We start from the raw sequence: 25,833 nt of genomic DNA on the forward strand, positions 1-25,833 counted from the left end.
TCCAGGCCTGACATGTTGGTTTTTTCAAACAGGCAACGCTGTCTCCCTCTGGTCGACCCGACCTGCGGCAGGCCCGAACCCTGCCGATTTTACATAGCAAAAAGGCGCCTTTAGGGCGCCTTTCTACACTGGTGGGTCGTGCAGGATTCGAACCTGCGACCAATTGATTAAAAGTCAACTGCTCTACCAACTGAGCTAACGACCCGCTGATGCGGTAATTCCGGTTGCCGTACTGGGTATTCACCACAAAACTTCTGCGAGGAATGGTGGGTCGTGCAGGATTCGAACCTGCGACCAATTGATTAAAAGTCAACTGCTCTACCAACTGAGCTAACGACCCGCTGACGCGGTAATTCCGGTTGCCGTACTGGGTATTCAACACAAAACTTCTGCGAGGAATGGTGGGTCGTGCAGGATTCGAACCTGCGACCAATTGATTAAAAGTCAACTGCTCTACCAACTGAGCTAACGACCCGCAATGCGGTGTACTGTCTGTAAACTTTGTTAGTGGTGGGTCGTGCAGGATAACTCGGCTGACGCTCGGCCTTCGGCCCGTTGCAACTGGCAACGTTGTGTCGCTTCGCTCCACTCGAACCTGCTACAGGTTCTCATCCTTCACGCTTAACACTTTTAAACTTTGTTAGTGGTGGGTCGTGCAGGATTCGAACCTGCGACCAATTGATTAAAAGTCAACTGCTCTACCAACTGAGCTAACGACCCACTTTTGCATCGCCAGAACGTTTTAATATATGTCCCGGCAACGGCGGCATATATTACTGATTTGACGATTCAGCGCAACCACTATTTTAAGATAACCCGTTCAACAGACTACCTTTCAGCCGCTAAGACCAGAAATCACACGATATCTGGCCATAACGTCGCACTTACAGCCCCGCAGCCCGTTTTTGCGCATTTTTTGCGGCATCGGTATTTGGGTACTGTTTCGCCACCTGCTGATAAACGGCTTTCGCTTTCGCGGTGTCGCCTTTTTCCTGCATGATCACGCCAACCTTGTACAAGGCATCTGCGCTTTTCGGTGACTTAGGATAATTTTTAACGACGGTGGCAAAGTAATAGGCCGCGTCATCTTTTTTACCCTTGTTGTAATTGAGCTGCCCCAACCAGTAATTTGCATTTGGTTGGTAAGTGGAGTCAGGATATTTTTTGATAAACGCCTGAAAAGCAGTGATTGCCTGATCAAACTGCTTCTTTTCCAGCACCAGCGAAACGGCCGTATTGTAATCGCTATTCGCATCGCCACTTTGTGTCGGTGTCGCAGCGCTGTCATTAGCCGCTGCATTACCGGCAGCAGCAGCCGCAGCGGCAGGTGCATCATCTGACGCTGACGGCGTCTGAGCCTGCGCATTCGCACCGCCACTGCTTAGCGCGTCCATCTGCTGATAGAGCCCTTTTTGGCGCTCAACAACCTGATTGAGTTGATACTGACTCTCCTGAATCTGACCACGGAGAGAATCGATATCGCGCTGGTTATCGGAAAGCTGCTGCTGAAGCTGTTGAAGGAGCTGACCCTGAGCGTCAGAAATGCGCTCAAGTGTGGTGACGCGGTCTTCGACCGAGCCTGAACCAACGTTACTGATTGACGCCTGGGCATTAGCGGCCCAGGGGGCCGCTACGCCAACCAGTAACGACAGACCCAACAGGTGAAGTCTGAAGTTACTAATCATATGATTCTCTTAGTATACCAGTACGGCACGACGGTTTTTGGCATAGGCCGATTCGTCATGACCCAGTACCGCAGGTTTCTCTTTACCGTAAGAAACGATAGAGATCTGGTCAGCAGAAACGCCTTTACCCTGCAGGTACATTTTAACGGCAGAAGCACGACGTTCGCCCAGGGCGATGTTGTACTCTGGCGTACCGCGCTCATCCGCATGACCTTCAATGGTCACTTTGTATGATGGGTTGTTACGCAGGAAGGTCGCATGCGAATCCAGCATCTGAGCGAAGTCAGACTGGATGTCATATTTGTCCAGGCCAAAGTAAACGATGTTGTTTCTCTGCAGTTCCTGCATCTGCAGGCGAGCCTGTTCGTCAGAGGACATGTTGCCACCGTTGGTCATGCCGCCATTCATACTGCCGTCAGCGCCCATACCGTTGGTCTGATCGTTGTCGTTATTTTTGTGTGAGCTACATGCAGCCACTGCGATTACTGGCAGTGCCAGCATTAAGCCTTTCAGCACTTTATTCAGTTGCATTTCTACAATCCTATTATTGTTTGCCATACATATTTACACATGCATCACAGATACGGCGACCAAGCAGGAAATTTGACCTGTCCATCGGTTGCCGGAAGACGCGCTTTGAACCGCCCATCCGTTGAGACCAGCTGCAGTATAGAACCCATGCCCTGCGTAGAGCTGTAGATCACCATAGTGCCGTTGGGCGCCAGGCTTGGCGTTTCATCCAGGAACGTGTCCGTTAATTGTTGAACGGCTCCCGTTTCCAGATCCTGTCTGGCGACGTGCTGCGCACCGCCATTGGTGCTAATCATCACCATTGATTTGCCATCAGAGCTGACGTCGGCATCCTGATTCTGGCCACCTTCCCAGGTCAGGCGCTGTGGCGTACCGCCGCTTGCGCTGATTTTATAAATTTGCGGACGTCCGGCCTGATCGGAGGTGTAGGCCAGGCTCTGGCTGTCCGGGAACCATGACGGTTCGGTGCTGTTGTAACGGCCATCGGTGATCTGACGGATCTGGCCCGAGGCTAAATCCATCACATAGAGGTTCAGGCTGCCGGTTTTGGAAAGGGCAAAGGCCAGCTTGCTGCCGTCAGGTGAAAATGCAGGCGCACCGTTATGACGGGGGAAAGAAGCAACCTGTTTGATTGCGCCATTGGCTAACGTCTGTACCACCAGCGCCGATTTGCCGCTTTCAAAGGTGACGTACGCCACTTTGCTGCCATCTTTAGACCAGGCTGGCGACATCAGTGGCTGCGGTGAACGGTGCACCACAAACTGGTTGTAGCCATCATAATCGGAGACGCGCAGTTCGTAAGGGAACTGTCCGCCATTCGTCTGCACCACATAGGCGATGCGGGTGCGGAATGCGCCCTTAATGCCGGTCAGCTTCTCGAAGGTTTCATCGCTGGCGGTATGCGCCGCGTAGCGAAGCCACTGCTTCGTCACTTTAAACTGGTTTTGCGCTAGCACGGCGCCAGGATTACCGGAAGTATCCACCAGCTGATAAGAAACCAGATAGCTACCGTCAGCGCCAGGCTGGACCTGACCAATTATCACGGCGTCGATGCCCAGCGCGGTCCAGGCAGCAGGCTGTACTTCTGCCGCAGAGGTTGGCTGCTGCGGCAGGCGGCTACGGTCGAGCGGGTTGAACTTACCGCTGTTGCGTAAATCCGCAGCGACGATGCCACCGATATCTTCAGGTGCGGCGCCCTGCCCTTCCCATTTAAACGGCACTACGCCGATCGGACGGGCCGTGTTCACACCCTGGGTAATCTCAATCCGAACTTCTGCATGCGCCACGGCGACGAACAGCAGTAAAAAACTCACTGCAACACGAAATACCTGCTTCATCTTATCTCCCTTACCTGAACGCAACGTTCACGATAATTCGCCCTGTTTTAGCGAACCATGAATGCATCTATAGAGTCCGGCAGCCTGACCTTAGTTCAACCTGCCGGAGAACACCGAATTATTAAGGCTTGAATACTAACGTAGCATCTTTCACGGCCTGATAGACATCCGCGCTTGGGGGTTTCGGAATCCTCGCCATGCGGGCGGCATTAATGGCGGCCTGACAAAGTGCCGCATCGCCACCTGCCGACGTGGCGGAAATTAACAGCCCGTCTGGCGCAAGCTTGATATGGACGTTACAGGTCCTGCCCTTAAACGTATCAGAGTCGTAAAATTTACTCTGGATAGCGCCCTGGACCAGCCCCAGATAGCTGTCAATCGCGGCTCCGGAAGCGCCCGCTTTTTTCTGATTGCCCTGCCCTTTAGCAGCACTACCCTGCTTCGGCGCATTCTGGCCGGAAGTCAGACCGCCCAGCAGATCGTCAACGTCGCTGCTCTCTTTAGCCTCAGCGGCCGCTTTTTTCTTCGCGTCTGCCGCAGCCTTCGCTTTAGCGGCGGCATCTGCTTTGGCTTTTGCCGCTGCATCCGCTTTCGCTTTCGCGGCTGCATCTGCCTTCGCTTTGGCGTCGGCGTCAGCTTTGGCCTTCGCTGCCACAGCAGCCTGCTGCTTCGCTTCCTGCGCCGCTTTGGCTTTGGCATCGGCCGCCGCCTGGGCTTTCGCTTCCTGCGCGGCTTTCACTTTCGCCGCTTCGGCAGCAGCCTGCTTAGCCTCAGCGTCTGCCTGCTTTTTAGCATCCGCAGCGGCTTTTTTAGCGTCGGCTTCCGCTTTCTTCTGCGCGTCAGCCGCCGCTTTCGCCTGCGCGTCAGCCTGAGCTTTCGCATCTGCTTTCGCCTTCGCGGCTGCCGCTTCGGCCTGTTTTTGCTGCTCCTGCGCCTGTTTTGCGGCTTCCTGCGCTTTTTTCTCTTCAGCCGCCTGCTGCTTCATTTCCTGCTGCGCGGCAAGCCGTTCTTTTTCAAGCTGCTTGAGGCGCTGCTGTTCGGCCGCCTGTTTCTGCTGGAGCTCTTCCGCCTGCTGCTGAGCCGCTTTCTGTCGCTGCTGTTCGGCACGCTGGCTGTCGCTCTGCTGGTTCTGCTGACGGTTATACTGTTCCACCACCGCGCCGGGATCGACCATGACTGCATCGATATCGCCGCCGCCACCACCGCTGCTGCTGGATTCGATTTTTTCGTCAAACGAGCTCCAGATCAGCAGCGCAATCACAACGATATGCAGGAGAACTGAAACAATGATGGCTCGTTTTAACTTATCGTTTTGCTCGGTTGCCTTCGACACTCTCGATTCCCAAAAACGGTTCGAATGAATTAAATCGGCTGCGTCATCAGGCCAACAGACTTCACGCCCGCCTGATGCAGCAAGTTCAGCGCCTTAATGATTTCGTCATAAGGAACGTCCTTTGCCCCGCCAATCAGGAAAACGGCTTTTGGATTGGCCTCAATCCGGCGTTGCGCTTCGGCAACAACCTGTTCGGGCGGCAGCTGCTCCATGCGATCGTGATCGACGACCAGTGTGTACTGCCCCACGCCCGCCACTTCAACGATCACCGGCGGGTTATCCTCGCTGGCGACGGTTTTTGAATCCGTGGCATCGGGCAGATCCACTTCCACACTCTGAGTAATAATGGGTGCTGTCGCCATGAAAATCAGCAGCAGCACCAGCAGCACATCCAGCAGCGGAACAATATTGATCTCGGACTTCATTTCGCGGCGACGGCCGCGACCACGCGTTCTGGCCATGCGTACCTCCGCTCTTACTTGCTGACGTCGCTGGAGAACGCCTGACGATGCAGAATAGCCGTGAACTCTTCCATAAAGTTATCGTAATTCTGTTCCAGCTTGTTCACGCGCTGATTAAGGCGGTTATAGGCCATTACCGCAGGGATGGCGGCAAACAGGCCGATTGCCGTGGCGATCAACGCTTCGGCAATACCTGGCGCAACCATCTGCAAGGTGGCCTGCTTCACCGCGCCCAGCGCGATAAAGGCGTGCATAATGCCCCAAACCGTACCAAACAGACCGATATAGGGACTGATTGACCCCACGGTGCCCAGAAAAGGAATATGGTTTTCAAGCGTCTCCAGCTCGCGGTTGAGTGAAATCCGCATGGCGCGCGTCGCCCCTTCCACTACCGCTTCCGGTGCGTGGTTATTGGCGCGATGCAGCCGGGCGAACTCTTTAAAGCCCGCATAAAAAATCTGTTCAGAGCCGCCAAGCTCATCGCGGCGAGCCTGACTTTCCTGGTAAAGACGGGAAAGCTCAATGCCCGACCAGAATTTGTCTTCGAAGGCATCGGCTTCGCGTCCGGCCGCATTCAGGATACGGGTGCGCTGAATAATGATTGCCCAGGAAGCTATAGAAAAGCCAATCAAAATCAACATGATAAGTTTGACCAAAAGGCTAGCCTTAAGGAACAAATCAAGAATGTTCATGTCAGTCACTGCTTGAACTCCGCGACAATAGACTTGGGAAGCGCAATCGGCTTCATTAGGTGTGGATTGATACAGGCAATCAGAACTTCCGCTTCGTTCAGCGTCAGCCCTTCTGCGTTAACAATACGTTGTGCGAAAGTCATGGTCGTTCTGGTCATCTTCACCACCTCGCTCTGCACCTCAAGCAAATCATCAAGGCGGGCAGCGGCAAGGTAGTCAACCGTGAGACGACGCACGACAAACGCAACCTGCTGTTCCAGCAGCGTCTGTTGATTGAAATGGTGCTGGCGCAGCATCTCAGTTCGTGCCCGTTCATAGAAAGCGACATAGCTGGCATGGTAAACCACGCCACCGGCATCCGTGTCTTCGTAGTAGACGCGAACCGGCCATCGAAACAGTGTTGTACTCACTCTACATCCCGGTCATGCTTTTATAACGTTGCTACTATACGCAAGAGCAATCGCCTTTGGAATGGATTGCCAGAGGGGAGAGAAAATAATTATCGCAGTGAAACAACTTGAGAAATTCCGGAGCCGTTCTCAGACAAATGCTGACATAAGTAGAGGAAAAAAAAGAGTCTGTGGCGGGATGGCGTAACAGATGAAGCGGAGCGGCACGCTGTACCGCTCCGGTATGCTCATCTAAAAAAGAAAAACAGTCCGGTCAGCAGGATGATAAACGCAGGAAGCGGCGAGAAAAAAGCCTGCCAGCGCAGCCGGCGGGGATGAAAACCCACGCCATGGATCACCCCGGTGCACACTGCCCACACCAGCAGTAAACCCTGCCAGATCTTCAGATGCCCGCCGTTGGCCGCAAAGCGCGCCGGATCCCAGAAGATGCATCCCGCCAGCAGCAGCGCCATCAGCAGTGAAAGCGCCCTCAGGGGGCGCTTATCCATGACCCTGTACAGGCGACGAATCAGTTCAGCCATCAGGGTTATTCTTTCGCTTCGCTGTCTTCAATATGCTCAATCGCCAGCGCGGTCACGATGCCGAAAGCACAGGCCAGTAGCGTGCCGAGGATCCAGGCAAAATACCACATAGTTCAGCTCCTCAATCAGTAAAGGGAATGGGTATTAGTTTCAATCTGCTCTCTGGTCAAACGACCGAACATTTTGTAGTAACACCAGGTTGTGTAGATCAGGATAATCGGCACAAAGATGATGGCAGCTACCGTCATGATTTTCAGCGTCAGCAGGCTTGAGGTGGCATCCCACATGGTCAGGCTCAGGTTTGGCACCGTGCTGGAAGGCATGATGAACGGAAACATCGCCACGCCCGCCGTCAGGATCACCGCTGCCAGCGTCAGCGAGGAGAAGATAAAGGCCCAGGCCCCCTTCTCACAGCGCGAACAGAGTACGGTCAGCAATGGCAACACTACGCCGAGCGCCGGGATCGCCCACAGGGCAGGCAGGTTATTGAAGTTAGCCAGCCAGGCGCCCGCCTCACGCGCAACTTCTTTCGTCAGCGGATTCGATGCGGCATTATGATCCAGCACCGACGTCACGACGTACCCGTCAATCCCATACATTACCCATACGCCAGCCAGCGCGAAGCAGACCATCATGACCAGCGCTGAAATCTGCGCGGCGGCCCGGGCGCGAACGTGTAGCTCACCCACAGTACGCATTTGCAGATAGGTGGCACCCTGAGTAAGGATCATGGTCAGGCTGACGATCCCGGCCAGAAGCGCAAAGGGGTTAAGCAGCTGGAAGAAGGTTCCGGTATAAAACAGCCGCAGATACTCATCCATATTAAAAGGAACGCCCTGAAGCAGGTTGCCAAACGCCACGCCGATCACCAGCGGTGGTACGAAGCTACCAATGAAGATGCCCCAGTCCCAGGTACGACGCCAGCGCGGATCTTCAATCTTCGAACGGTAATCGAAGCCGACGGGACGGAAGAAGAGTGAGGCCAGCACCAGGATCATCGCCACGTAGAATCCTGAAAACGCGGCGGCATAGACCATCGGCCAGGCGGCGAACAGCGCGCCGCCTGCGGTAATAAGCCATACCTGATTGCCGTCCCAGTGGGGCGCAATGCTGTTGATCATAATGCGTCGGTCGGTGTCGGTGCGCCCCAGGATCCGGGAGAGCATTCCCACGCCCATATCAAACCCGTCAGCGACGGCGAAACCAATCAGCAGGATGCCGATCAGTACCCACCAGACGAGGCGCAGCAGTTCATAAGTGATCATCGAAATACTCCTGTCTTAGCGTGCCGGTTGAGGTGCAGTACTTTGTTCGAAGTGATAGCGTCCGCTTTTCAGGCTGCTCGGGCCAAGGCGGGCAAACTTGAACATCAGGTACATTTCAACCACCAGGAAGAGCGTATAGAGGCCGCAGATCAGGATCATTGAGAAGAGCAGATCGCCAACCGTTAGTGAAGAGTTCGCGACTGCTGTAGGCAGCACCTCCCCAATCGCCCAGGGTTGACGGCCATACTCGGCAACAAACCAGCCAGATTCAATGGCGATCCAGGGCAGAGGAATGCCGTAAAGCGCGCACTTAAGCAGAAAGGTGCTTTTGCCGATACGGTTGCGGATGACGCTCCAGAAGGCACAGCCGATAATCAGCAGCATCAATACGCCACAGGCGACCATGATACGGAACGAGAAATAGAGCGGCGCAACGCGGGGAATGGAATCTTTGGTTGCCTGCTGAATCTGTGCCTCGCTGGCATCGGTAACGTTAGGCGTGTAGCGCTTCAGCAGCAGACCGTAGCCCAGATCTTTTTTCACGTCGTTAAAGGCGTTACGGATGGCCGGATCGTTATTACCCGAGCGCAACTGTTCCAGCAGATGGTAAGCGGTCATACCGTTACGAATGCGAACCTCATGCTCTCCCATCAACTCCTTCAGACCCGTCACCTGTCCGTCGAGGGAGCGGGTTGCGATCAATCCCAGCGCCCAGGGGATCTGTACGGCATAATTATTACGCTGCGCTTCCTGATCCGGGATACCGAACAAGGTGAAGGCAGCCGGTGCAGGTTGCGTTTCCCATTCGGCTTCGATCGCGGCAAGCTTGGTTTTTTGTACATCGCCAACTTCATAGCCGGACTCATCCCCCAGCACGATAACGGACAGGATTGCCGCCATGCCAAAGCTGGCCGCGATGGCGAAAGAGCGTTTGGCAAAGGCGATGTCGCGACCACGCAGCAGATAGTAGGCGCTAATGCCCATAATAAACATGGCGCCACAGGTATAGCCGGCCGCCACGGTATGCACGAATTTCACCTGCGCAACCGGGTTAAAGATCAGTTCGGAAAAGCTGACCATTTCCATACGCATGGTTTCGAAATTGAAGTCAGAGGCAATGGGATTCTGCATCCAGCCATTTGCCACCAGGATCCAGAGTGCCGAAAGATTAGATCCCAATGCCACCAGCCAGGTCACGGCCATATGCTGAACTTTGCCAAGCCGATCCCAGCCGAAGAAGAAGAGCCCCACAAAGGTCGATTCAAGGAAAAAGGCCATTAATCCTTCAATCGCCAGCGGCGCTCCAAAAATATCGCCCACGTAATGCGAATAATAAGACCAGTTAGTCCCGAACTGAAACTCCATAGTCAGACCGGTAGCCACACCCAGGGCAAAGTTAATACCAAATAACTTGCCCCAGAATTTGGTCATATCTTTATAAATAGGTTTGCCTGATAGCACATAAACCGTTTCCATAATGGCCAGCAAAAACGCCATGCCGAGCGTTAGTGGAACAAACAGGAAATGGTACATAGCCGTCAGAGCAAACTGTAAGCGCGACAGTTCGACAATATCAAACATCTTGACTCCTTGCTCCTCGCACTGAGGTATGGCGCAGCGGGCAGACGCCCTACAGGGGCTGCCGCTGGCCAGTGCCAGTAATTTAAATAAACTTCCCCGGTGACGTTACAGAAATGATAAATAGATGTATCAATTCAAACGCCGAATTTACTGATGACGTTTTTAAAAACGTTTTAATATTTCCACGCGTAGTCTACGCCTTTATAGGTAGCTGACAAACGAAATTTACACTGGTGAGGCGATTCACGTTACTGAATCAAATAAGCAATTAAACAACAAAACAGGCTAATTTGATAAGGGACAATTTAATAGAAAAACGCCGGCGTTTGCCAGAGATAAGAATTGATTTAGATCGCATTTTATTGATATAGAACAAGGAGTGAAAAATATTTATGTGCCAAAAAATTATTAATGTTAATTTGATGTAATTATATTTATTTTCTCGCAACAAAATAAACATACTTTGGCAAACGTAACCTGAAACAGGCGGCCTTTTTCCGCAAACGCTTTCTATATAATAAAGGATGATATGCCGTCGTCTGATTAAACTGTACCGGGCTTCACAAAATTGGCTCTAACGTATCGCGCCGGAAGTTCTTCTCATTAGCATCACGATGATAAAAAAGCCGCCGACGCCAGCGGTAATGATCCCTACAGGTAGCTCCTGATCCTTTATCAGCATCCGGCTGAGAATATCACCGCCACAGAATAATATTGCGCCAGGTACCGCCGAGAGCGGTAGCGTCAGTTCGCCGAGCCAGCCGCCAATACGGGTGATAACCAGAACCGCACCGGCAGAAGCCCCCCGAAGATAGGCCAAACAGAAAGGGATCGGCCAGCTCATTTCGCGTGCATGAAATGAAATCGCTGGCCCTCTCTCCCGTCAGCTGTATGCGGAACCTGTTATAGGCTATCACTGCGCCTTCTGTACTCAGTTAAGGCGCTGAACCCGAAACGCTTCAGGGTGGCTTTCCCGTGCCTGCATGTGGTGCTCTCAGCCGCAGGCAGCGCCGGATCTGCCATAAAAAAGGCCGCCCGGAGGCGGCCTTCTGGCAAATGTCAGCGTTACTGAGGAAGTACGGCTTTTACCGCATCGCCAATATCTGCCAGGCTGCGAACGGTTTTCACTCCGGCCGCTTCCAGCGCAGCAAACTTCTCGTCTGCCGTCCCTTTACCACCCGCGATGATAGCGCCCGCATGACCCATACGTTTGCCTTTTGGCGCGGTTACGCCTGCGATGTAGCCCACAACAGGTTTGGTAACGTGCTCTTTAATGAAAGCCGCCGCCTCTTCTTCTGCGCTACCGCCGATTTCACCGATCATGACGATCGCTTCCGTCTGCGGATCGTCCTGGAACAGCTTCAGGATATCAATGAAGTTTGAACCCGGAATAGGATCGCCGCCGATGCCGACGCAGGTGGACTGGCCGTAGCCGATGTCCGTGGTCTGCTTAACCGCTTCATAAGTCAGCGTCCCTGAACGGGAGACGATGCCGATGCGGCCCGGCTGGTGAATATGGCCAGGCATAATGCCGATTTTACATTCACCTGGGGTGATCACGCCCGGACAGTTCGGTCCAATCATGCGTACGCCCGCTTCATCCAGCTTCACTTTAACCGTCAGCATATCCAGCGTTGGAATACCTTCGGTGATGGTGATGATAAGCTTAATGCCGGCCTCAATCGCTTCCAGAATACCGTCTTTGCAGAAAGGTGCCGGAACGTAGATAACTGACGCCGTTGCGCCCGTCGCCTCTACCGCTTCGCGCACGGTGTTGAATACCGGCAGGCCCAGATGCTCAGTGCCACCTTTGCCTGGCGTTACGCCGCCTACCAGCTGAGTGCCATACGCCAGCGCCTGCTCGGAGTGGAACGTACCCTGTCCGCCGGTGAAGCCCTGGCAGATTACCTTGGTGTTTTTATCGATCAAAATGGACATTATTTTCCCTCCGCTGCGGCCACAACGCGCTGCGCTGCGTCGCTCAGGCTGGTTGCTGCAATAATATTCAAACCGCTGTCGGCCAGTTTCTGGGCGCCCAGCTCGGCATTGTTCCCTTCGAGGCGGACAACAACAGGCACGTTCACGCCGACTTCTTCAACCGCGCCGATGATGCCATCAGCAATCAGGTCACAGCGAACGATGCCGCCGAAGATGTTAACGAAGACCGCTTTTACCGCATCATCAGAAAGGATGATTTTGAACGCTTCGGTCACGCGCTCTTTGGTTGCGCCGCCGCCCACGTCGAGGAAGTTTGCTGGCTGGCCGCCGCTCAGCTTAACGATGTCCATCGTGCCCATCGCCAGGCCAGCGCCGTTAACCATACAGCCGATGTTGCCTTCCAGCGCCACATAGTTCAGCTCCCACTGCGCCGCATGGGCTTCACGGGAATCTTCCTGGCTTGGATCGCGCATTTCGCGCAGTTCTGGCTGACGGAACAGGGCATTGCCATCGGCGCCCAGTTTGCCATCCAGGCAGATCAGATCGCCCTGAGTAGTGATAACCAGCGGGTTGATCTCAACCAGCGCCAGATCGCGCTCCAGGAAGAGGTTTGCCAGACCCATAAAGATCTTGGTGAACTGGCCTACCTGCTTGCCGGTCAGACCCAGTTTGAAGGCCAGCTCGCGACCCTGATAAGGCTGCGGTCCGGTTAACGGGTCGAGCGCCATTTTATGGATCAGGTGCGGGGTTTCTTCCGCCACTTTCTCAATTTCCACGCCGCCTTCGGTGGAGGCCATAAAGACCACACGGCGGGTACCACGGTCAACAACCGCGCCCAGGTAAAGCTCCTGATCGATATCGGTCGCCGCTTCAACCAGGATCTGGTTGACGGGCTGGCCGCCCGCGTCGGTCTGATAAGTTACCAGGCGTTTGCCCAGCCAGTGTTCAGCAAAAGCGCGAATCTCTTCTTTGCTTTTAACTACCTTCACGCCGCCCGCTTTGCCGCGGCCACCGGCATGAACCTGACATTTCACGACCCACGGACCGGCGCCAATCTTTGAGGCGGCTTCTTCAGCTTCACGTGGTGTGGTGCAGGCATAACCGGTTGGTGCCGGTAAACCGTACCGTGCAAACAACTGTTTTGCCTGATATTCGTGTAAGTTCATGATGTTCTATCCATTCAGGTCGGAAAAGACTTGGCCGAACCAGGCATGTTACCTGCGTGTCGGCCACACATAGGGCTGGGCGCGGCGTTGCCACCGCGCCCGACAGGGATTACACGTCCAGCAGCAGACGAGACGGATCTTCCAGCAGCTCTTTGATCGCCACCAGATAGCTCACGGACTCTTTCCCATCGATCAGACGGTGATCGTAGGAGAGGGCCAGATACATCATTGGCTGAATGACTACCTGACCGTTCACCGCCATTGGACGATCTTTGATTGCGTGCATACCGAGGATCGCACTCTGCGGTGGGTTGATAATCGGTGTGGACATCAGCGAGCCGAAAACGCCACCGTTAGTGATGGTGAAGTTACCGCCGGTCAGTTCATCAACGGTCAGCTTACCGTCGCGCCCTTTTACCGCCAGCTCTTTGATTTTTTTCTCAATGTCAGCCATACCCAGTGCATCAACGTCTTTCAGTACCGGCGTGACCAGCCCGCGAGGGGTGGAAACGGCGATGCTGACGTCGAAGTAGTTGTGGTAAACCACATCTTCACCATCGATCGAGGCATTGACTTCCGGGAAACGCTTCAGCGCTTCGACAACGGCTTTCAGGTAGAAAGACATGAAGCCCAGACGTACACCGTGACGTTTTTCAAACGCTTCGCCGTACTGCTTGCGCAGGTTCATGATCGGCTGCATGTTGACTTCGTTGAAGGTCGTCAGCATGGCGGTGCTGTTTTTCGCTTCCAGCAGACGTTCAGCTACGCGTTTACGCAGGCGGGTCATCGGTACGCGCTTCTCGCTGCGGCCTGCAAGCGCAGGTGCTGGCGTTGAGGCTGCCGCTGGCGCTTTCGCGTCGCTGGCTTTCGCGTCCGGCTTATTCGCCAGATGCTTTTCAACATCCTCACGGGTCAGCCTTCCACCCACGCCGGTGCCTTTGATTGCCGAAGCATCAAGGCCGTGCTCAGCGATCAGACGGCGGATTGCCGGGCTGAGTGCGTCGCTGCTCTCTTCTTCAAGAGAAGCATTCTGCCGCTGTGAAGGCGTGGACTCATTGGATTCCGGCTTAGCTGAACTCTCTTTACCGCCGCTGTTGCCTTCTTTCAGACGACCCAGCGCCTGACGTGAGGTCACGGTCGCGCCTTCATCTTCCAGGATAGCTTCCAGAACGCCATCCGCAGAAGCAGGCACTTCCAGCACCACTTTATCGGTTTCGATCTCCACCAGCACTTCGTCGCGCTGAACGGTGTCGCCCGGTTTTTTGTGCCAGGTCGCCACGGTGGCATCGGCAACGGATTCAGGCAGGTCAGGAACGAGGATATCTACGCTACTCATTATTTTTCCTTTAAATTAATTAACGTTCAGCGCGTCATTTACCAGATCTTGCTGCTGCTGCTGGTGAACGGACATATAGCCAACCGCCGGAGAGGCCGAAGCAGGCCGGCCGGCATAACGTAATGAAGCCCCAAATGGCACGACTTCGCGGAAGTGATGCTGACTGCAGTACCAGGCACCCTGATTGAGTGGTTCTTCCTGACACCAGACGAAATCATGCACGTGTGAATATTGCTGAAGCACGTCCTGCACCGCCTTGTGCGGGAAAGGATAGAGCTGTTCAATACGCACAATCGCCACGTCGGTCTGTTCGTTTTTGCGGCGTTTATCCAGCAGATCGTAATAGACCTTACCGGAGCAAAGCACAACGCGCTTCACGCCCTGTGGATCCAGATCGTCAATCTCGCCGATGGCAGGCTTAAAGCCGCCGGTTGCCAGCTCTTCCAGGGAGGAGACAGCCAGCGGATGACGCAGCAGGGATTTCGGTGACATCACCACCAGCGGACGGCGCATACCGCGCAGCGCCTGGCGACGCAGCATATGATAAACCTGAGCCGGCGTGGACGGCACGCAAACCTGCATGTTCTGCTCAGCACAGAGTTGCAGATAGCGCTCAAGGCGAGCGGAGGAGTGCTCCGGACCCTGACCTTCATAGCCGTGCGGCAGCAGCATAACCAGACCACACATGCGGCCCCATTTCTGTTCGCCAGAGCTGATGAACTGATCGATAACGACCTGCGCGCCGTTGGCAAAGTCACCGAACTGCGCTTCCCAGATCGTCAGGGTGCGGGGTTCTGCGGTGGCGTAGCCATATTCAAAGGCCAGTACCGCCTCTTCAGAAAGCACCGAGTCCCAGACCTTGAAGGTTCCCTGACCGTTATGAATATGCTGTAACGGCGTATAGGTGGAACCGTTCGCCTGATTATGGATCACTGCGTGACGGTGGAAGAAGGTGCCACGGCCCATATCTTCACCGGAGAGACGGCAGGGAATGCCTTCATCAACCAGCGTGGCGTAGGCCAGGTTCTCTGCCGCGCCCCAGTCAAACAGCTTGTTGCCTGCGGCCATCTCGGCGCGATCGTTGTAAATTTTCGCCACGCGGGACTGCATCTCGATAGATTCAGGCACGCTGCTGATGCGCTTAGCCAGATCCTGTAAACGTTTTGGATCCAGGCTCGAAGGATAGCTCTCATCCCAGTCGTGATTAAGGTAAGGCGACCAGGTAAACGAGTGCAGGCTCATCGGACGCCATTCCGGCACCACGCATTCGCCCGCGTCCAGCGCGTCACGATACAGGTTGACCATTTCCGTGGCATCTTCCAGGCTGGTGACCTTTTCGTCTTCCAGTCTGTCAGCGTAAATCTTACGTGGCGTCGGATGCTTTTTGATCTTCTGGTACATCACCGGCTGAGTCGCACTCGGCTCATCGGCTTCGTTATGGCCGTGACGGCGATAGCAAACCAGATCGATAAAGACGTCGCGTTTGAAGGTGTTACGGAAATCCAACGCCAGACGGGTCACAAAAGCAACGGCTTCCGGATCGTCCGCATTGACGTGGAAAATCGGCGCCAGCACCATCTTACCAATATCGGTACAGTATTGTGTGGAGCGGGCATCCTTCGGATTGGAGGTGGTGAAGCCAATCTGGTTATTGATAACGATACGGACGGTGCCGCCGACTTCGTAACCCCGCGCCTGGGACATATTCAGGGTTTCCTGAACCACGCCCTGGCCGGTAACGGCAGCATCACCATGGATAGTAATAGGCAGAACTTTGCTGCTGCTCGGCTCGTCGAGGCGGTCGAGACGTGCGCGCACTGACCCCATCACGACCGGGCTGACAATCTCAAGGTGAGACGGGTTAAACGCCAGCGCCAGATGGACCATACCACCTTTGGTTTCCACGTCAGACGAGAAGCCCATATGGTACTTCACGTCACCCGTGCCAAGATGTTCTTTATGCTTGCCGGCGAACTCATCAAACAGATCCTGCGGCTTTTTGCCCAGCACGTTAATCAGCACGTTCAGACGACCACGGTGCGCCATGCCCAGCACCACTTCACGCGTGCCGTTTTTGCCCGCATGGTGGATCATTTCGTTCAGCATCGGCACCAGCGCATCGCCGCCTTCCAGCGAGAAACGCTTCGCGCCCGGGAATTTCGCGCCCAGGTAACGTTCCAGGCCTTCTGCCGCGGTCAGCTGCTTCAGGAAGCCCTTTTTCTCTTCCGCAGAGAAAGAGGCCTGCCCCGCCACCGATTCGATGCGCTGCTGGATCCAGCGCTTCTCTTCGGTATTGGTCATGTGCATATATTCCGCACCGATCGAGCCGCAGTAGGTCTGCTTCAGCATGGCGAAGAGATCTGCCAGCTTCATGGTGTCCTTGCCAAAGGCAAACGACCCCACATTAAAGGTTTCCTGGAAATCCGCTTCGGTCAGATCGTGAAAGGCTGGATCGAGATCCGGCACCGCATCCTGCTTCCACAGCCCAAGCGGATCGAGGTTAGCCAGCTGGTGACCACGAAAACGGAAGGCGTTAATCAGCTGCAATACCTTCACCTGCTTGGCGTTGGTATCGGGATCGCTGACGGAAGAGGTGTAGCGCGTGGCGTCTTTCGCCAGACGCTTAAAATACTCGCGGGTGGTTGAATGGAATTGTTCAGGTCTAACCCCTTGACCTGGAAGCTGCTCAAACAGCGATTTCCAGGCAACGTCAACAGAGTCAGGATCGGTTAAATAGTCCTCATAGAGCTGCTCTATGTAGGTCTGGTTCGCGCCGGCCAGCCAGGAAGAGTCCAGCCAGGGTTTCATCGCGCTGTTCTGCATTGTGATCCCTTAAGCATTTGTGCTTTTTTTCGCCGTGATTAGTAATGGAACCTTTGCAAGTCCCCGCCGCGTTAACGGCTTGCCCCGGGCCGCCTTCCGCCTGATGGAGCGGGACGCGGCCAGAAAGTTCTTCGATACGGGTACAGTGCGCAACGGCTGGCGCCCGGCCCGTAAGGGAACCTTCCACAACAGTCAGCAACCGCTCTGGAAGGCCTCCTGATAAAACAACCGGGAACCTCGGGTTCCCGGTCAGTCGAGGCTTAGGCGCTTCGCTGCAGCAGCATTGACTTAATATGGCCAATGGCTCGCGTAGGATTAAGCCCTTTAGGACATACGCTTACACAGTTCATTATGCTATGACAGCGGAATACGCTGAAAGCATCATTCAGATCGTCGAGGCGCCCATTGGTTTCCGTATCGCGGCTGTCGATCAGGAAACGGTAAGCGGCCAACAGACCTGCCGGCCCGATAAATTTCTCCGGGTTCCACCAGAAAGAGGGGCAGGATGTGGAGCAGCAAGCACAAAGAATACATTCGTACAGGCCGTCCAGCTTTTCCCTCTGCTCCGGTGCCTGGAGATGCTCACGCGCGGGAGGATTCTCGCCATTATTCAACAAGTAAGGCTTGATCTTCTCATATTGAGTGTAGAACTGCCCCATGTCCACTACCAAATCCCGGATAACCGGCAGCCCCGGCAGAGGCCGGATGACAATTTTCTTCTTGCCGCCGCCCAGTGCCGAAACCGGCGTGATGCACGCCAGGCCGTTTTTGCCGTTCATGTTGAGGCCATCGGAGCCGCACACGCCTTCGCGGCAGGAGCGGCGGAAGCCCAGCGTGGGATCTTTTTCCTTCAGGCGAATCAGCGCATCCAGCAGCATCATGTCGCGCCCTTCTTCCGACTCCAGGCTGTAATCCTGCATCCGTGGCGCATCGTCAACGTCCGGGTTGTAACGATAAATTGAAAATTCGAGTCTCATCGTTTTATCTCCGCAAACTAGTAAGTACGTGCTTTCGGCGGGAAGGCCGCGCGCAGTTTTGGCGACATGTTCACCTCTCGGCGGGTCATGCTTTCGCTCTGCGGCAGGTACACGCTGTGACACAACCAGTTAGCATCGTCACGCTCAGGATAGTCGAAGCGGCTGTGCGCGCCCCGGCTTTCGGTACGGAAGTTTGCAGCGACTGCAGTGGCGTAGGCCGTTTCCATCAGATTATCCAGCTCCAGACATTCAATACGCTGGGTGTTGAAGTCACTGGAACGATCGTCCAGACGGGCATTTTTCAGGCGCTCACGCAGCAGCTTCAGTTCAGCCAGGCCTTTCGCCATCGCATCCCCTTCACGGAATACAGAGAAGTTGTTCTGCATACAGGTTTGCAGCGCTTTACGCAGCTCAACGGGATCTTCGCCGGTCGTATTATTGTTCCAGCGATTCAGACGAGCCAGCGAGGCGTCGATTTCATCATCGGTCGCATCACGCAGTTCGCCCTGCTCCTGGATAGATTCCTGTAAATGCAGCCCAGCCGCACGGCCAAAGACCACCAGGTCCAGCAGCGAGTTGCCGCCAAGACGGTTGGAGCCATGGACCGATACGCAGGCGATTTCACCTACGGCAAACAGGCCTGGTACGACGGTGTCTTCACCCTGCTCGTTTACCGTTAGCGCCTGGCCCGTCACGCGGGTAGGAATACCGCCCATCATATAGTGGCAGGTCGGGATAACCGGGATCGGCTCTTTTACCGGATCGATATGGGCAAAGGTCCGCGACAGCTCAAGAATGCCTGGCAGACGCGCTTCCAGAACTTCGCTGCCCAGATGGTCCAGCTTCAGCTTGATATGAGGACCCCATGGGCCTTCACAGCCACGGCCTTCACGGATCTCAATCATCATGGAGCGGGCCACGACGTCACGACCGGCAAGATCCTTCGCGTTTGGCGCATAGCGTTCCATAAAGCGTTCGCCATGCTTGTTCAGCAGATAGCCACCTTCACCACGGCAACCTTCTGTCACCAGCACGCCCGCGCCGGCGATGCCGGTTGGGTGGAACTGCCACATCTCCATATCCTGCACCGGCACGCCTGCGCGAAGCGCCATGCCTACGCCATCGCCCGTATTGATATGGGCGTTGGTGGTGGACTGATAGATACGTCCTGCGCCGCCGGTCGCCAGTACCGTCGCGCGGGCTTTAAAGTAAACCACTTCACCATCTTCGATATTGATCGCGGTGCAGCCAACAATGGCGCCGTCAGCGTTCTTCACCAGATCCAGCGCATACCATTCGGAGAAGATGGTGGTTTTGTTCTTCAGGTTCTGCTGATAAAGCGTATGCAGCAGCGCATGGCCGGTACGGTCAGCGGCTGCGGCGGTGCGGGCTGCCTGCTCGCCGCCAAAGTTTTTGGACTGGCCGCCAAACGGGCGCTGGTAGATGCGGCCATCATCAAGGCGGGAAAACGGCAGGCCCATATGTTCCAGCTCCAGAATCGCTTCCGGACCGGTTTTACACATATATTCGATCGCGTCCTGGTCACCGATATAGTCGGAGCCTTTAACCGTGTCGTACATATGCCATTCCCAGTTGTCATCATGGGTGTTACCCAGCGCAACGGTAATGCCGCCCTGCGCAGACACGGTATGGGAACGGGTTGGAAAAACTTTAGATAACAGGGCACAGGTCTGGCCCGATTGGGAAATCTGCAGCGCGGCACGCATGCCTGCACCACCTGCGCCGATCACAACGGCGTCAAATTCTCTGACTGGCAACTTCATTACGCACCCCACACAACAACAGTTCCATAAATCGCATACACTAACAGTGCCATCACGACGACCAGATGCAGCGTTAACCGCAGCGCCAGTGATTTGACATAGTCCGTCAGTACCTGCCACATCCCGATCCAGCCGTGCACCAGAATGCAGAGCAGCGTCAGAAGGGTGAACACCTTAGTCATGGAGGAGGCAAAGAATCCCCGCCAGATTTCGTAAGTCAGGGTATCAGCCATCATTACGAAGCCGAGAATATAAAGCACGTAGAGCGTAATAACGATGGCGGACGCGCGGAGCAGCAGCCAGTCATGGACGCCGTTACGGCCCAGTGAAGAAGCATTGCTTACCATACGAGGACTCCAGCCAGAATTGAAAGCACGACAGTGATACCAAACGCGATTTGCGCCGAGCGCTTGCCAATTTCCATCGTTTCGCCGAGGTAGCCAAAATCCATCAGCATATGACGAACGCCACCCACGATGTGGTATGCCAGCGCGGCCATAATGCCCCAGACGATGAATTTGACAATGAAGCTGTCCATAACGGCAGAGGCCTCAAGGAAGCCTTCGGGTGAGGAGAGTGACAGGCCCAGTAACCAGAGCAGTATGCCAACGGCAACAAACGTAATGACGCCGGATACGCGGTGGAGAATAGACGCTATTGCAGTAACGGGAAACCGGATCGTGGAGAGATCCAAGTTGACAGGTCTTTGTTTTTTCACGGTTTTGCCCACACAGCCTTTCTTATTTTGCTTCCTCCGGTCCTGAGGGCGGGTCAGACAACGTTTCATGAAGCACTGCGCCAGGCACTAAAACTACAACGTCCAGTGTCAAAACGACGCGTATAAAACGCTGGGTGGCTCCTACAGCAGGGTATTCCCGGAGACCTGGCGGAAGTATAGGGGGTTCACAAACTCATTACAATTCCCCTACAAACATCTTGGAAACATTTGAGTGGAACAGTGACCCCCCTCACATTTTTCACATTCCATACATTTTTAATCAACTGATTTGACAAAAGTTAAACATTTCTGTTACAAACTGACGATTAAAAGTTCTGGGATTCATAAAAGTTATGGGGATACACTTTCTCCAAGCTATAAGTTATGTAAAAGTGAGTTCCAATTGACTTAAAGTATCAGGTAACGGTTACCAAGACGTTATGACCAGACCGGATCTTTAACAACCGCGAAACGCAGCAAGATTGTGCCCTCCCGGCCTGCAAACGCCCGTCACTCTGTACCCTGCACGTTTAAGATGCCACAGAGACGAGTATCTGCCATTTAGCACGCCGCCGTGGACATAATGGCATTTCTGGTGTCAAAGATTCATAGATAAGGCGCTAAGGAGACTGTAAATGGCTGATAAAAAAGCAACGCTAACCCTACAAGGCGAAGCTCCTATTGAACTGGATGTGCTGCAAGGCACGTTAGGACAGGCTGAGATAGACGTCCGCACCCTGGGATCGCAGGGCTATTTCACTTTCGACCCAGGTTTCACCTCAACGGCATCCTGCGAATCCAAAATCACCTATATTGATGGTGATGAAGGGATTCTGCTGCATCGTGGTTTCCCCATTGACCAGCTTGCTCTGCACTCAAACTATCTTGAAGTCTGCTATATCCTGTTAAACGGTGAAAAGCCGACAAAAGAACAGTTTGAAGAGTTCAGCACTATCGTTACCCGCCACACTATGATTCATGAACAGATTCACCATCTGTTCCGCGGCTTCCGTCGTGATTCTCACCCAATGGCGGTGATGTGCGGCGTGACCGGCGCACTGGCAGCGTTCTACCACGACGCGATGGATGTGAATATTGAGCGTCACCGTGAAATCGCGGCGTTCCGTTTGCTCTCCAAAATGCCAACCGTTGCGGCGATGTGCTACAAATATTCGATCGGCCAGCCCTTCGTTTATCCGCGCAACGACCTCTCTTATGCGGGTAATTTCCTGAACATGATGTTCTCCACGCCTTGTGAAGAATATGTCGTGAATCCGGTGCTGGAGCGCGCAATGGATCGTATTCTGATCCTGCATGCCGATCACGAGCAGAACGCATCCACCTCTACTGTACGTACCGCTGGCTCCTCCGGTGCTAACCCCTTCGCCTGTATTGCGGCGGGTATCGCCTCTCTGTGGGGACCTGCGCACGGTGGCGCAAACGAAGCCTGTCTGCGTATGCTGGAAGAGATCAGCTCCGTTGAGCACATCCCTGAATTCCTGAGACGTGCGAAAGATAAAAATGACTCTTTCCGCCTGATGGGCTTCGGTCACCGTGTGTATAAGAACTACGATCCGCGCGCCACGGTCATGCGTGAAACCTGCCATGAAGTGCTGAATGAGCTGGGCATGAAGGACGATCTGCTGGAAGTCGCCATGGAGCTTGAGCATATTGCGCTCAACGACCCGTACTTTATTGAGCGTAAGCTCTATCCAAACGTCGATTTCTACTCTGGCCTTATTCTGAAAGCGATGGGTATTCCTTCCTCCATGTTTACGGTTATCTTTGCGATGGCGCGTACCGTGGGCTGGATCGCACACTGGAAAGAGATGCACGATGACGGCGTTAAAATCGCCCGTCCACGCCAGCTCTATACCGGCTACGATCAGCGTGATTTTGAGTCCAATCTGAAGTAAGTCATTTTACTGACTAAAAAGGGGAGCCCTGTGAAGGGCTCCCCTTTTATTTGCACGAATAATGCTGAATATTGCTGTATTAAGCCGCTGAGAAGCCTGAAACGGCACGCCGTTCACCGCTATGCCATTTTAATGCTGGCAGCCCGGACACCAGTAAAACGGACGGGATGAGAGCGTGGTTTTTTCAATCATACCGCCACAGCGTTCACAGGGTTTGCCGGCACGGTGGAAAACCTTGAAGCGGAACAGCGCACCATGATGCTTTTTATCATCCGCTACGCCGCGCGTCTGGTAGGAAAGCCTTGGCACCGCCAGCAGTGCATCGGCCAGTTTCTCCAACTGGTCCGGTGACAAATCTTCCGCCCGATGGTGCGCCGCCAGCCCTGCCAGCCAGAGGATCTCCACCCGCAGATAATTTCCCAGCCCCGCCAGAAAAGCCTGATCCAGCAGCAGTCCGCTGAACTGGCGCCGCCGGAAGCGTCTGGAGAGCAGCCGTTCCGCCACGCTTTCCGGGGTCAGCGTCATATCCAGTACATCCGGCCCCACCCGCAGCAAAAACGGATGCGTTGCCAGCGTTGCCGCATCCAGCATCTCAATATCCGACGCGCTGTAAAGAAGGACGGTTTTATCCGCCGTGCTCAGGCGGACCCTGAGCACGCGGTTGGTTTGCGGCTCCTCTCCCCTGTCGGTAATCCGCCAGACGCCGTACAGCTGGTTATGGCTGTAGAGCGTCTGACCGCCAGAGAAGTGCGTCAGAATCGCTTTACCCCGCGTCTCAACAGACTGGACCTTTTCACCCAACAGCACAGGCTCCCAGACTTTAAGTTCGGGAAAGGCAAACCAGACATCAGTCAGCGTTTTTCCGGCTAACGCTGCTTCAAGCTGGTCTGCCGCCCGTCGAATTTCCGGCCCTTCAGGCATAACAACTCCCTGTCTGTGATAATCAATGCGTGGCGCCGCCGACAAGACGGATGTCTTCCTCAACCGTCAGAGCGATACTCAGCGCCATTTCGAGCGCCAGAATCACCGTCGGGGCGGGCATACTTGCCGCACCAGGGTGCTTAACCGCCTGCTCCGGCAGCCACGGGATATGAATAAAGCCACCACGCACTTTATTCTTGCCTTTCAGTTTGGCGAGCTTATGCAGAAGACCATACATAACGTGGTTACAGACAAAAGTCCCTGCCGTCTGGGAGACCGAGGCGGGAATACCCGCCTCGCGGATCCCCTCAACAATTGCCTTAACCGGTAGCGTTGAGAAATAGGCCGCCGGACCGCCCTCAACGATGGCTTCATCAACAGGCTGGTTACCGGCATTATCCGGGATGCGCGCATCATCAACGTTGATCGCCACCCTTTCAACCGTGACATCAACACGCCCTCCCGCCTGGCCGACCGCAATGACCAGGTCGGGCTTCAGCTCATCCAGGCTGGAGGCTAGCGAAGCCAGCGATTCACCAAAGACGCAGGGTAGCTGCTTCGCCACCACGCGCGCGCCACAAATCATCCGCTCATGAAGCTGGCTTACCGCTTCCCAGGAGGGATTTAACTGTTCGCCGTCAAAAGGTTCGAAGGCGGTAATCAGTACCGTTTTCATCTGAGCCTCACAGGAACATCAGGAAATAGAGAAGGAAAATATTGGCTATTAACAATAGCACGCCGGTCGGCACCTGGGCCTTGATGACCGCATTGCGATCGGGCAATTCAAGCAGCGCCGCCGGGACAATATTGAAGTTCGCGGCCATCGGCGTCATCAGCGTGCCGCAGTAGCCGGAAAACATCCCAATGGCCGCCATTACCGCCGGATTGCCGTGATGCTGAAGGACCAGAATCGGAATACCGATCCCGGCGGTGACAATCGGGAACGCCGCAAAGGCATTGCCCATGACCATAGTCAGCAGCGCCATGCCGATTGCGTAGGTGGCGACAGCGATAAATTTATTATCCACCGCAAGGTAAGTTTCAGTCAGATGCGAAATTGCCGTCCCCACGCCTGCGGTGGTGAACAACAGGCCCAGCGTTGCCAGGATCTGCGGCAGGATAAACGCCCAGCCGATAGCATCCAGCAGGCGGCGTGCTTCCTGAACGGACTGCGCCGGAGTGTCATGCGTCAGCTTTAACGCAATCAGCCAGCCCACAACGCAGCCCACCATCATGGAGAAGAGCGTGATCAGCGTGGAATGATTGCCCGCGCCGAACACCATTTCCCGCAGGCCCTGGATGTTATTAAACGTAAGCACGCCAATCACGGTCACGACGGGGATCGCCAGCGCGGGCAGGAACAGACGATTACGCAGCCGTTTTGCGCTCTCTGCGCGCTGCTCCGGGGTGCGCTGATGGTAGGAGCCCAGCCGCACGCCACCCAGCCCGGCAATCAGGGCCATTACCACGACCATAACGCCAATCGTAATGTGCAGCGAACGCTCGCCGAGCAGCCTGACCGACCAGTCACCGACAAAAAAGACCAGGCCGTACAGCGCCCAGAAAAGTCCTGTAGTCAGACGACGCGGATTCGCTTTGTCGCGCCAGGACATCACCGCCACCACTATCAGAATGAAGCCCGCCAGCCAGAAAAGATATTGCTGCTGAAACATTAGCGACCTTCCTTAGCTTTCAGGGCATCGGCATTCAGTGCGGCAAGCTCGGCCGCCAGCGTTTTATCCAGCCGGCGCAGCCGCACGGAATGAATAATAAAGGCACAGACCGCCGTCGGGATGCCCCAGGCCGCGATATGCAGCGGCTCCGTCTGAATCCCGGCTGACTCCTGCATAAAGTTATGCATAAAGATAATCGCGCCAAAGGCGACAAAAATATCTTCGCCGAAAAACAGACCAACGTTATCCGTTGCGGCTGACATCGCACGTAAACGGTGACGGACATGATCCGGCAGTTCGCCGTAGCGATTCTCCGTCGCGCCCTCCGCCATCGGTGCCAGCAGCGGACGCACCATCTGCGGATGCCCGCCGAGGCTGGTTAGCCCCAGGGCAGCCGTTGCCTCACGCACAAACAGATACACAATCAGCAGGCGGCCCGCCGTGGCGGTTTTGATCTGCGCAATCCACGCCTGGGCGCGCTCCTTCAGGCCGTGACGCTCAAGCAGGCCAATGACCGCCAGAGGCAGCAGCAGGATCAGCGGCAGGTTGCGGGTGTTCAGAAACCCGGAGCCCAGCTTTTCAAGAATATCGCCGAATGGCATATTGGCGGCGAATCCCGTAATCAGGCCGGCGACAATCACCACCAGCACCGGGTTAAAGCGTAATAAAAAGCCGACCATGATGGCGGCGATGCCGGCCAGCGGCCAGAGGTTCACTGCATTTTCCATACTGTCTCCAGATATCCTGTCCCCTTCCCATTCAGAG

At 54.9% G+C, this 25,833-nt stretch carries 24 protein-coding genes, 4 tRNA genes, 1 other RNA gene and 1 pseudogene; 1 reads left to right on the forward strand and 29 read right to left on the reverse strand.

Going from position 1 to position 25,833, the window contains the following annotated elements; translation table 11 throughout:
- Positions 1–129: 129 nt before the first annotated feature.
- The 25 genes and pseudogenes from AAH446_RS05340 to sdhC all read right to left on the reverse strand — a co-directional run bounded on the left by AAH446_RS05340 (position 130) and on the right by sdhC (position 20,570).
- Positions 130–205: transfer RNA gene (locus AAH446_RS05340), tRNA-Lys, on the reverse strand.
- 59 nt (positions 206–264) lie between these two features.
- A tRNA-Lys gene (locus tag AAH446_RS05345) sits at positions 265–340 on the reverse strand.
- A 59-nt stretch (positions 341–399) separates the two neighbouring features.
- Positions 400–475: transfer RNA gene (locus AAH446_RS05350), tRNA-Lys, on the reverse strand.
- 33 nt (positions 476–508) lie between these two features.
- A non-coding RNA gene (locus AAH446_RS05355) (RtT sRNA) lies at positions 509–633 on the reverse strand.
- Positions 634–644: 11 nt separating this feature from the next.
- Positions 645–720: transfer RNA gene (locus AAH446_RS05360), tRNA-Lys, on the reverse strand.
- A 164-nt stretch (positions 721–884) separates the two neighbouring features.
- The gene (gene cpoB, locus AAH446_RS05365) at positions 885–1,685 is read right to left on the reverse strand and encodes a cell division protein CpoB (RefSeq protein WP_342905648.1); all 801 of its coding nucleotides are present in this window, start codon (positions 1,683–1,685) and stop codon (positions 885–887) included.
- Positions 1,686–1,694: 9 nt separating this feature from the next.
- The gene (pal, locus tag AAH446_RS05370; protein WP_342905649.1) at positions 1,695–2,216 is read right to left on the reverse strand and encodes a peptidoglycan-associated lipoprotein Pal; all 522 of its coding nucleotides are present in this window, start codon (positions 2,214–2,216) and stop codon (positions 1,695–1,697) included.
- A gap of 44 nt (positions 2,217–2,260) precedes the next feature.
- Complete coding sequence (tolB, locus tag AAH446_RS05375; RefSeq protein WP_342905650.1) at positions 2,261–3,553, reverse strand: Tol-Pal system beta propeller repeat protein TolB; 1,293 nt, start codon at positions 3,551–3,553, stop codon at positions 2,261–2,263.
- 121 nt (positions 3,554–3,674) lie between these two features.
- Entirely contained in the window at positions 3,675–4,886 is a 1,212-nt protein-coding gene (gene tolA / locus AAH446_RS05380) for a cell envelope integrity protein TolA (protein WP_342905651.1), read from the reverse strand.
- Positions 4,887–4,915: 29 nt separating this feature from the next.
- Positions 4,916–5,347 carry a colicin uptake protein TolR gene (tolR, locus tag AAH446_RS05385; protein ID WP_342905652.1) on the reverse strand — a complete coding sequence of 144 codons (432 nt, stop codon included), beginning with the start codon at positions 5,345–5,347 and terminating at the stop codon, positions 4,916–4,918.
- 14 nt (positions 5,348–5,361) lie between these two features.
- Positions 5,362–6,039: a Tol-Pal system protein TolQ gene (tolQ, locus tag AAH446_RS05390; protein ID WP_342905827.1), complete on the reverse strand. Its 678-nt coding sequence runs from the start codon at positions 6,037–6,039 to the stop codon at positions 5,362–5,364.
- Between the two features lie 5 nt (positions 6,040–6,044).
- A complete protein-coding gene (gene ybgC, locus AAH446_RS05395) occupies positions 6,045–6,449 on the reverse strand; it encodes a tol-pal system-associated acyl-CoA thioesterase (protein WP_342905653.1) in 405 nt (134 codons plus the stop codon).
- A gap of 227 nt (positions 6,450–6,676) precedes the next feature.
- Complete coding sequence (gene ybgE / locus AAH446_RS05400) at positions 6,677–6,970, reverse strand: cyd operon protein YbgE (RefSeq protein ID WP_342905654.1); 294 nt, start codon at positions 6,968–6,970, stop codon at positions 6,677–6,679.
- A 5-nt stretch (positions 6,971–6,975) separates the two neighbouring features.
- Positions 6,976–7,080, reverse strand: a complete 105-nt coding sequence (gene cydX, locus AAH446_RS05405; protein WP_342905655.1) for a cytochrome bd-I oxidase subunit CydX — start codon at positions 7,078–7,080, stop codon at positions 6,976–6,978.
- A 15-nt stretch (positions 7,081–7,095) separates the two neighbouring features.
- Complete coding sequence (gene cydB / locus AAH446_RS05410) at positions 7,096–8,235, reverse strand: cytochrome d ubiquinol oxidase subunit II (RefSeq protein ID WP_342905656.1); 1,140 nt, start codon at positions 8,233–8,235, stop codon at positions 7,096–7,098.
- Positions 8,236–8,250: 15 nt separating this feature from the next.
- A complete protein-coding gene (cydA, locus tag AAH446_RS05415; RefSeq protein ID WP_342905657.1) occupies positions 8,251–9,816 on the reverse strand; it encodes a cytochrome ubiquinol oxidase subunit I in 1,566 nt (521 codons plus the stop codon).
- 574 nt (positions 9,817–10,390) lie between these two features.
- Positions 10,391–10,709: pseudogene (locus AAH446_RS19730) on the reverse strand (iron chelate uptake ABC transporter family permease subunit).
- A 172-nt stretch (positions 10,710–10,881) separates the two neighbouring features.
- The gene (sucD, locus tag AAH446_RS05425) at positions 10,882–11,754 is read right to left on the reverse strand and encodes a succinate--CoA ligase subunit alpha (RefSeq protein ID WP_342905658.1); all 873 of its coding nucleotides are present in this window, start codon (positions 11,752–11,754) and stop codon (positions 10,882–10,884) included.
- Entirely contained in the window at positions 11,754–12,920 is a 1,167-nt protein-coding gene (gene sucC, locus AAH446_RS05430; RefSeq protein WP_342905659.1) for an ADP-forming succinate--CoA ligase subunit beta, read from the reverse strand. The genes sucD and sucC overlap by 1 nt, the downstream gene beginning before the upstream one ends.
- Positions 12,921–13,029: 109 nt before the next feature.
- Positions 13,030–14,256 carry a 2-oxoglutarate dehydrogenase complex dihydrolipoyllysine-residue succinyltransferase gene (gene odhB / locus AAH446_RS05435; RefSeq protein ID WP_342905660.1) on the reverse strand — a complete coding sequence of 409 codons (1,227 nt, stop codon included), beginning with the start codon at positions 14,254–14,256 and terminating at the stop codon, positions 13,030–13,032.
- Between the two features lie 15 nt (positions 14,257–14,271).
- Positions 14,272–17,079, reverse strand: a complete 2,808-nt coding sequence (gene sucA / locus AAH446_RS05440) for a 2-oxoglutarate dehydrogenase E1 component (protein WP_342905661.1) — start codon at positions 17,077–17,079, stop codon at positions 14,272–14,274.
- A 260-nt stretch (positions 17,080–17,339) separates the two neighbouring features.
- A complete protein-coding gene (locus AAH446_RS05445) occupies positions 17,340–18,056 on the reverse strand; it encodes a succinate dehydrogenase iron-sulfur subunit (protein ID WP_342905662.1) in 717 nt (238 codons plus the stop codon).
- Between the two features lie 17 nt (positions 18,057–18,073).
- Entirely contained in the window at positions 18,074–19,840 is a 1,767-nt protein-coding gene (sdhA, locus tag AAH446_RS05450) for a succinate dehydrogenase flavoprotein subunit (protein ID WP_342905663.1), read from the reverse strand.
- Entirely contained in the window at positions 19,840–20,187 is a 348-nt protein-coding gene (gene sdhD / locus AAH446_RS05455; RefSeq protein WP_342905664.1) for a succinate dehydrogenase membrane anchor subunit, read from the reverse strand. Before sdhD ends, sdhA begins: the two co-directional genes overlap by 1 nt.
- Positions 20,181–20,570, reverse strand: coding sequence for a succinate dehydrogenase cytochrome b556 subunit (gene sdhC, locus AAH446_RS05460; protein ID WP_342905828.1), 390 nt, complete (start codon positions 20,568–20,570; stop codon positions 20,181–20,183). Before sdhC ends, sdhD begins: the two co-directional genes overlap by 7 nt.
- 623 nt (positions 20,571–21,193) lie before the next feature.
- Here sdhC and AAH446_RS05465 point away from each other — a divergent pair.
- The gene (locus AAH446_RS05465) at positions 21,194–22,474 is read left to right on the forward strand and encodes a citrate synthase (protein ID WP_342905665.1); all 1,281 of its coding nucleotides are present in this window, start codon (positions 21,194–21,196) and stop codon (positions 22,472–22,474) included.
- 129 nt (positions 22,475–22,603) lie between these two features.
- On the opposite strand, the gene nei is transcribed toward AAH446_RS05465, so the two are convergent.
- The 4 genes from nei to AAH446_RS05485 are packed head-to-tail and all read right to left on the reverse strand — an operon-like array spanning position 22,604 to position 25,796.
- Positions 22,604–23,395, reverse strand: a complete 792-nt coding sequence (gene nei / locus AAH446_RS05470) for an endonuclease VIII (RefSeq protein ID WP_342905666.1) — start codon at positions 23,393–23,395, stop codon at positions 22,604–22,606.
- A 22-nt stretch (positions 23,396–23,417) separates the two neighbouring features.
- Entirely contained in the window at positions 23,418–24,071 is a 654-nt protein-coding gene (pcp, locus tag AAH446_RS05475) for a pyroglutamyl-peptidase I (protein ID WP_342905667.1), read from the reverse strand.
- Positions 24,072–24,078: 7 nt separating this feature from the next.
- The gene (locus AAH446_RS05480) at positions 24,079–25,068 is read right to left on the reverse strand and encodes a DUF979 domain-containing protein (protein WP_342905668.1); all 990 of its coding nucleotides are present in this window, start codon (positions 25,066–25,068) and stop codon (positions 24,079–24,081) included.
- Positions 25,068–25,796 (reverse strand): DUF969 domain-containing protein, encoded by a 729-nt coding sequence (locus AAH446_RS05485; RefSeq protein WP_342905669.1) that lies wholly within the window; start codon positions 25,794–25,796, stop codon positions 25,068–25,070. The genes AAH446_RS05480 and AAH446_RS05485 overlap by 1 nt, the downstream gene beginning before the upstream one ends.
- Between the last annotated feature and the right edge of the window lie 37 nt (positions 25,797–25,833).

The sequence above is a fragment of the Erwinia psychrophila genome, assembly GCF_039023475.1.
Taxonomy (GTDB): Bacteria; Pseudomonadota; Gammaproteobacteria; order Enterobacterales; family Enterobacteriaceae; genus Erwinia.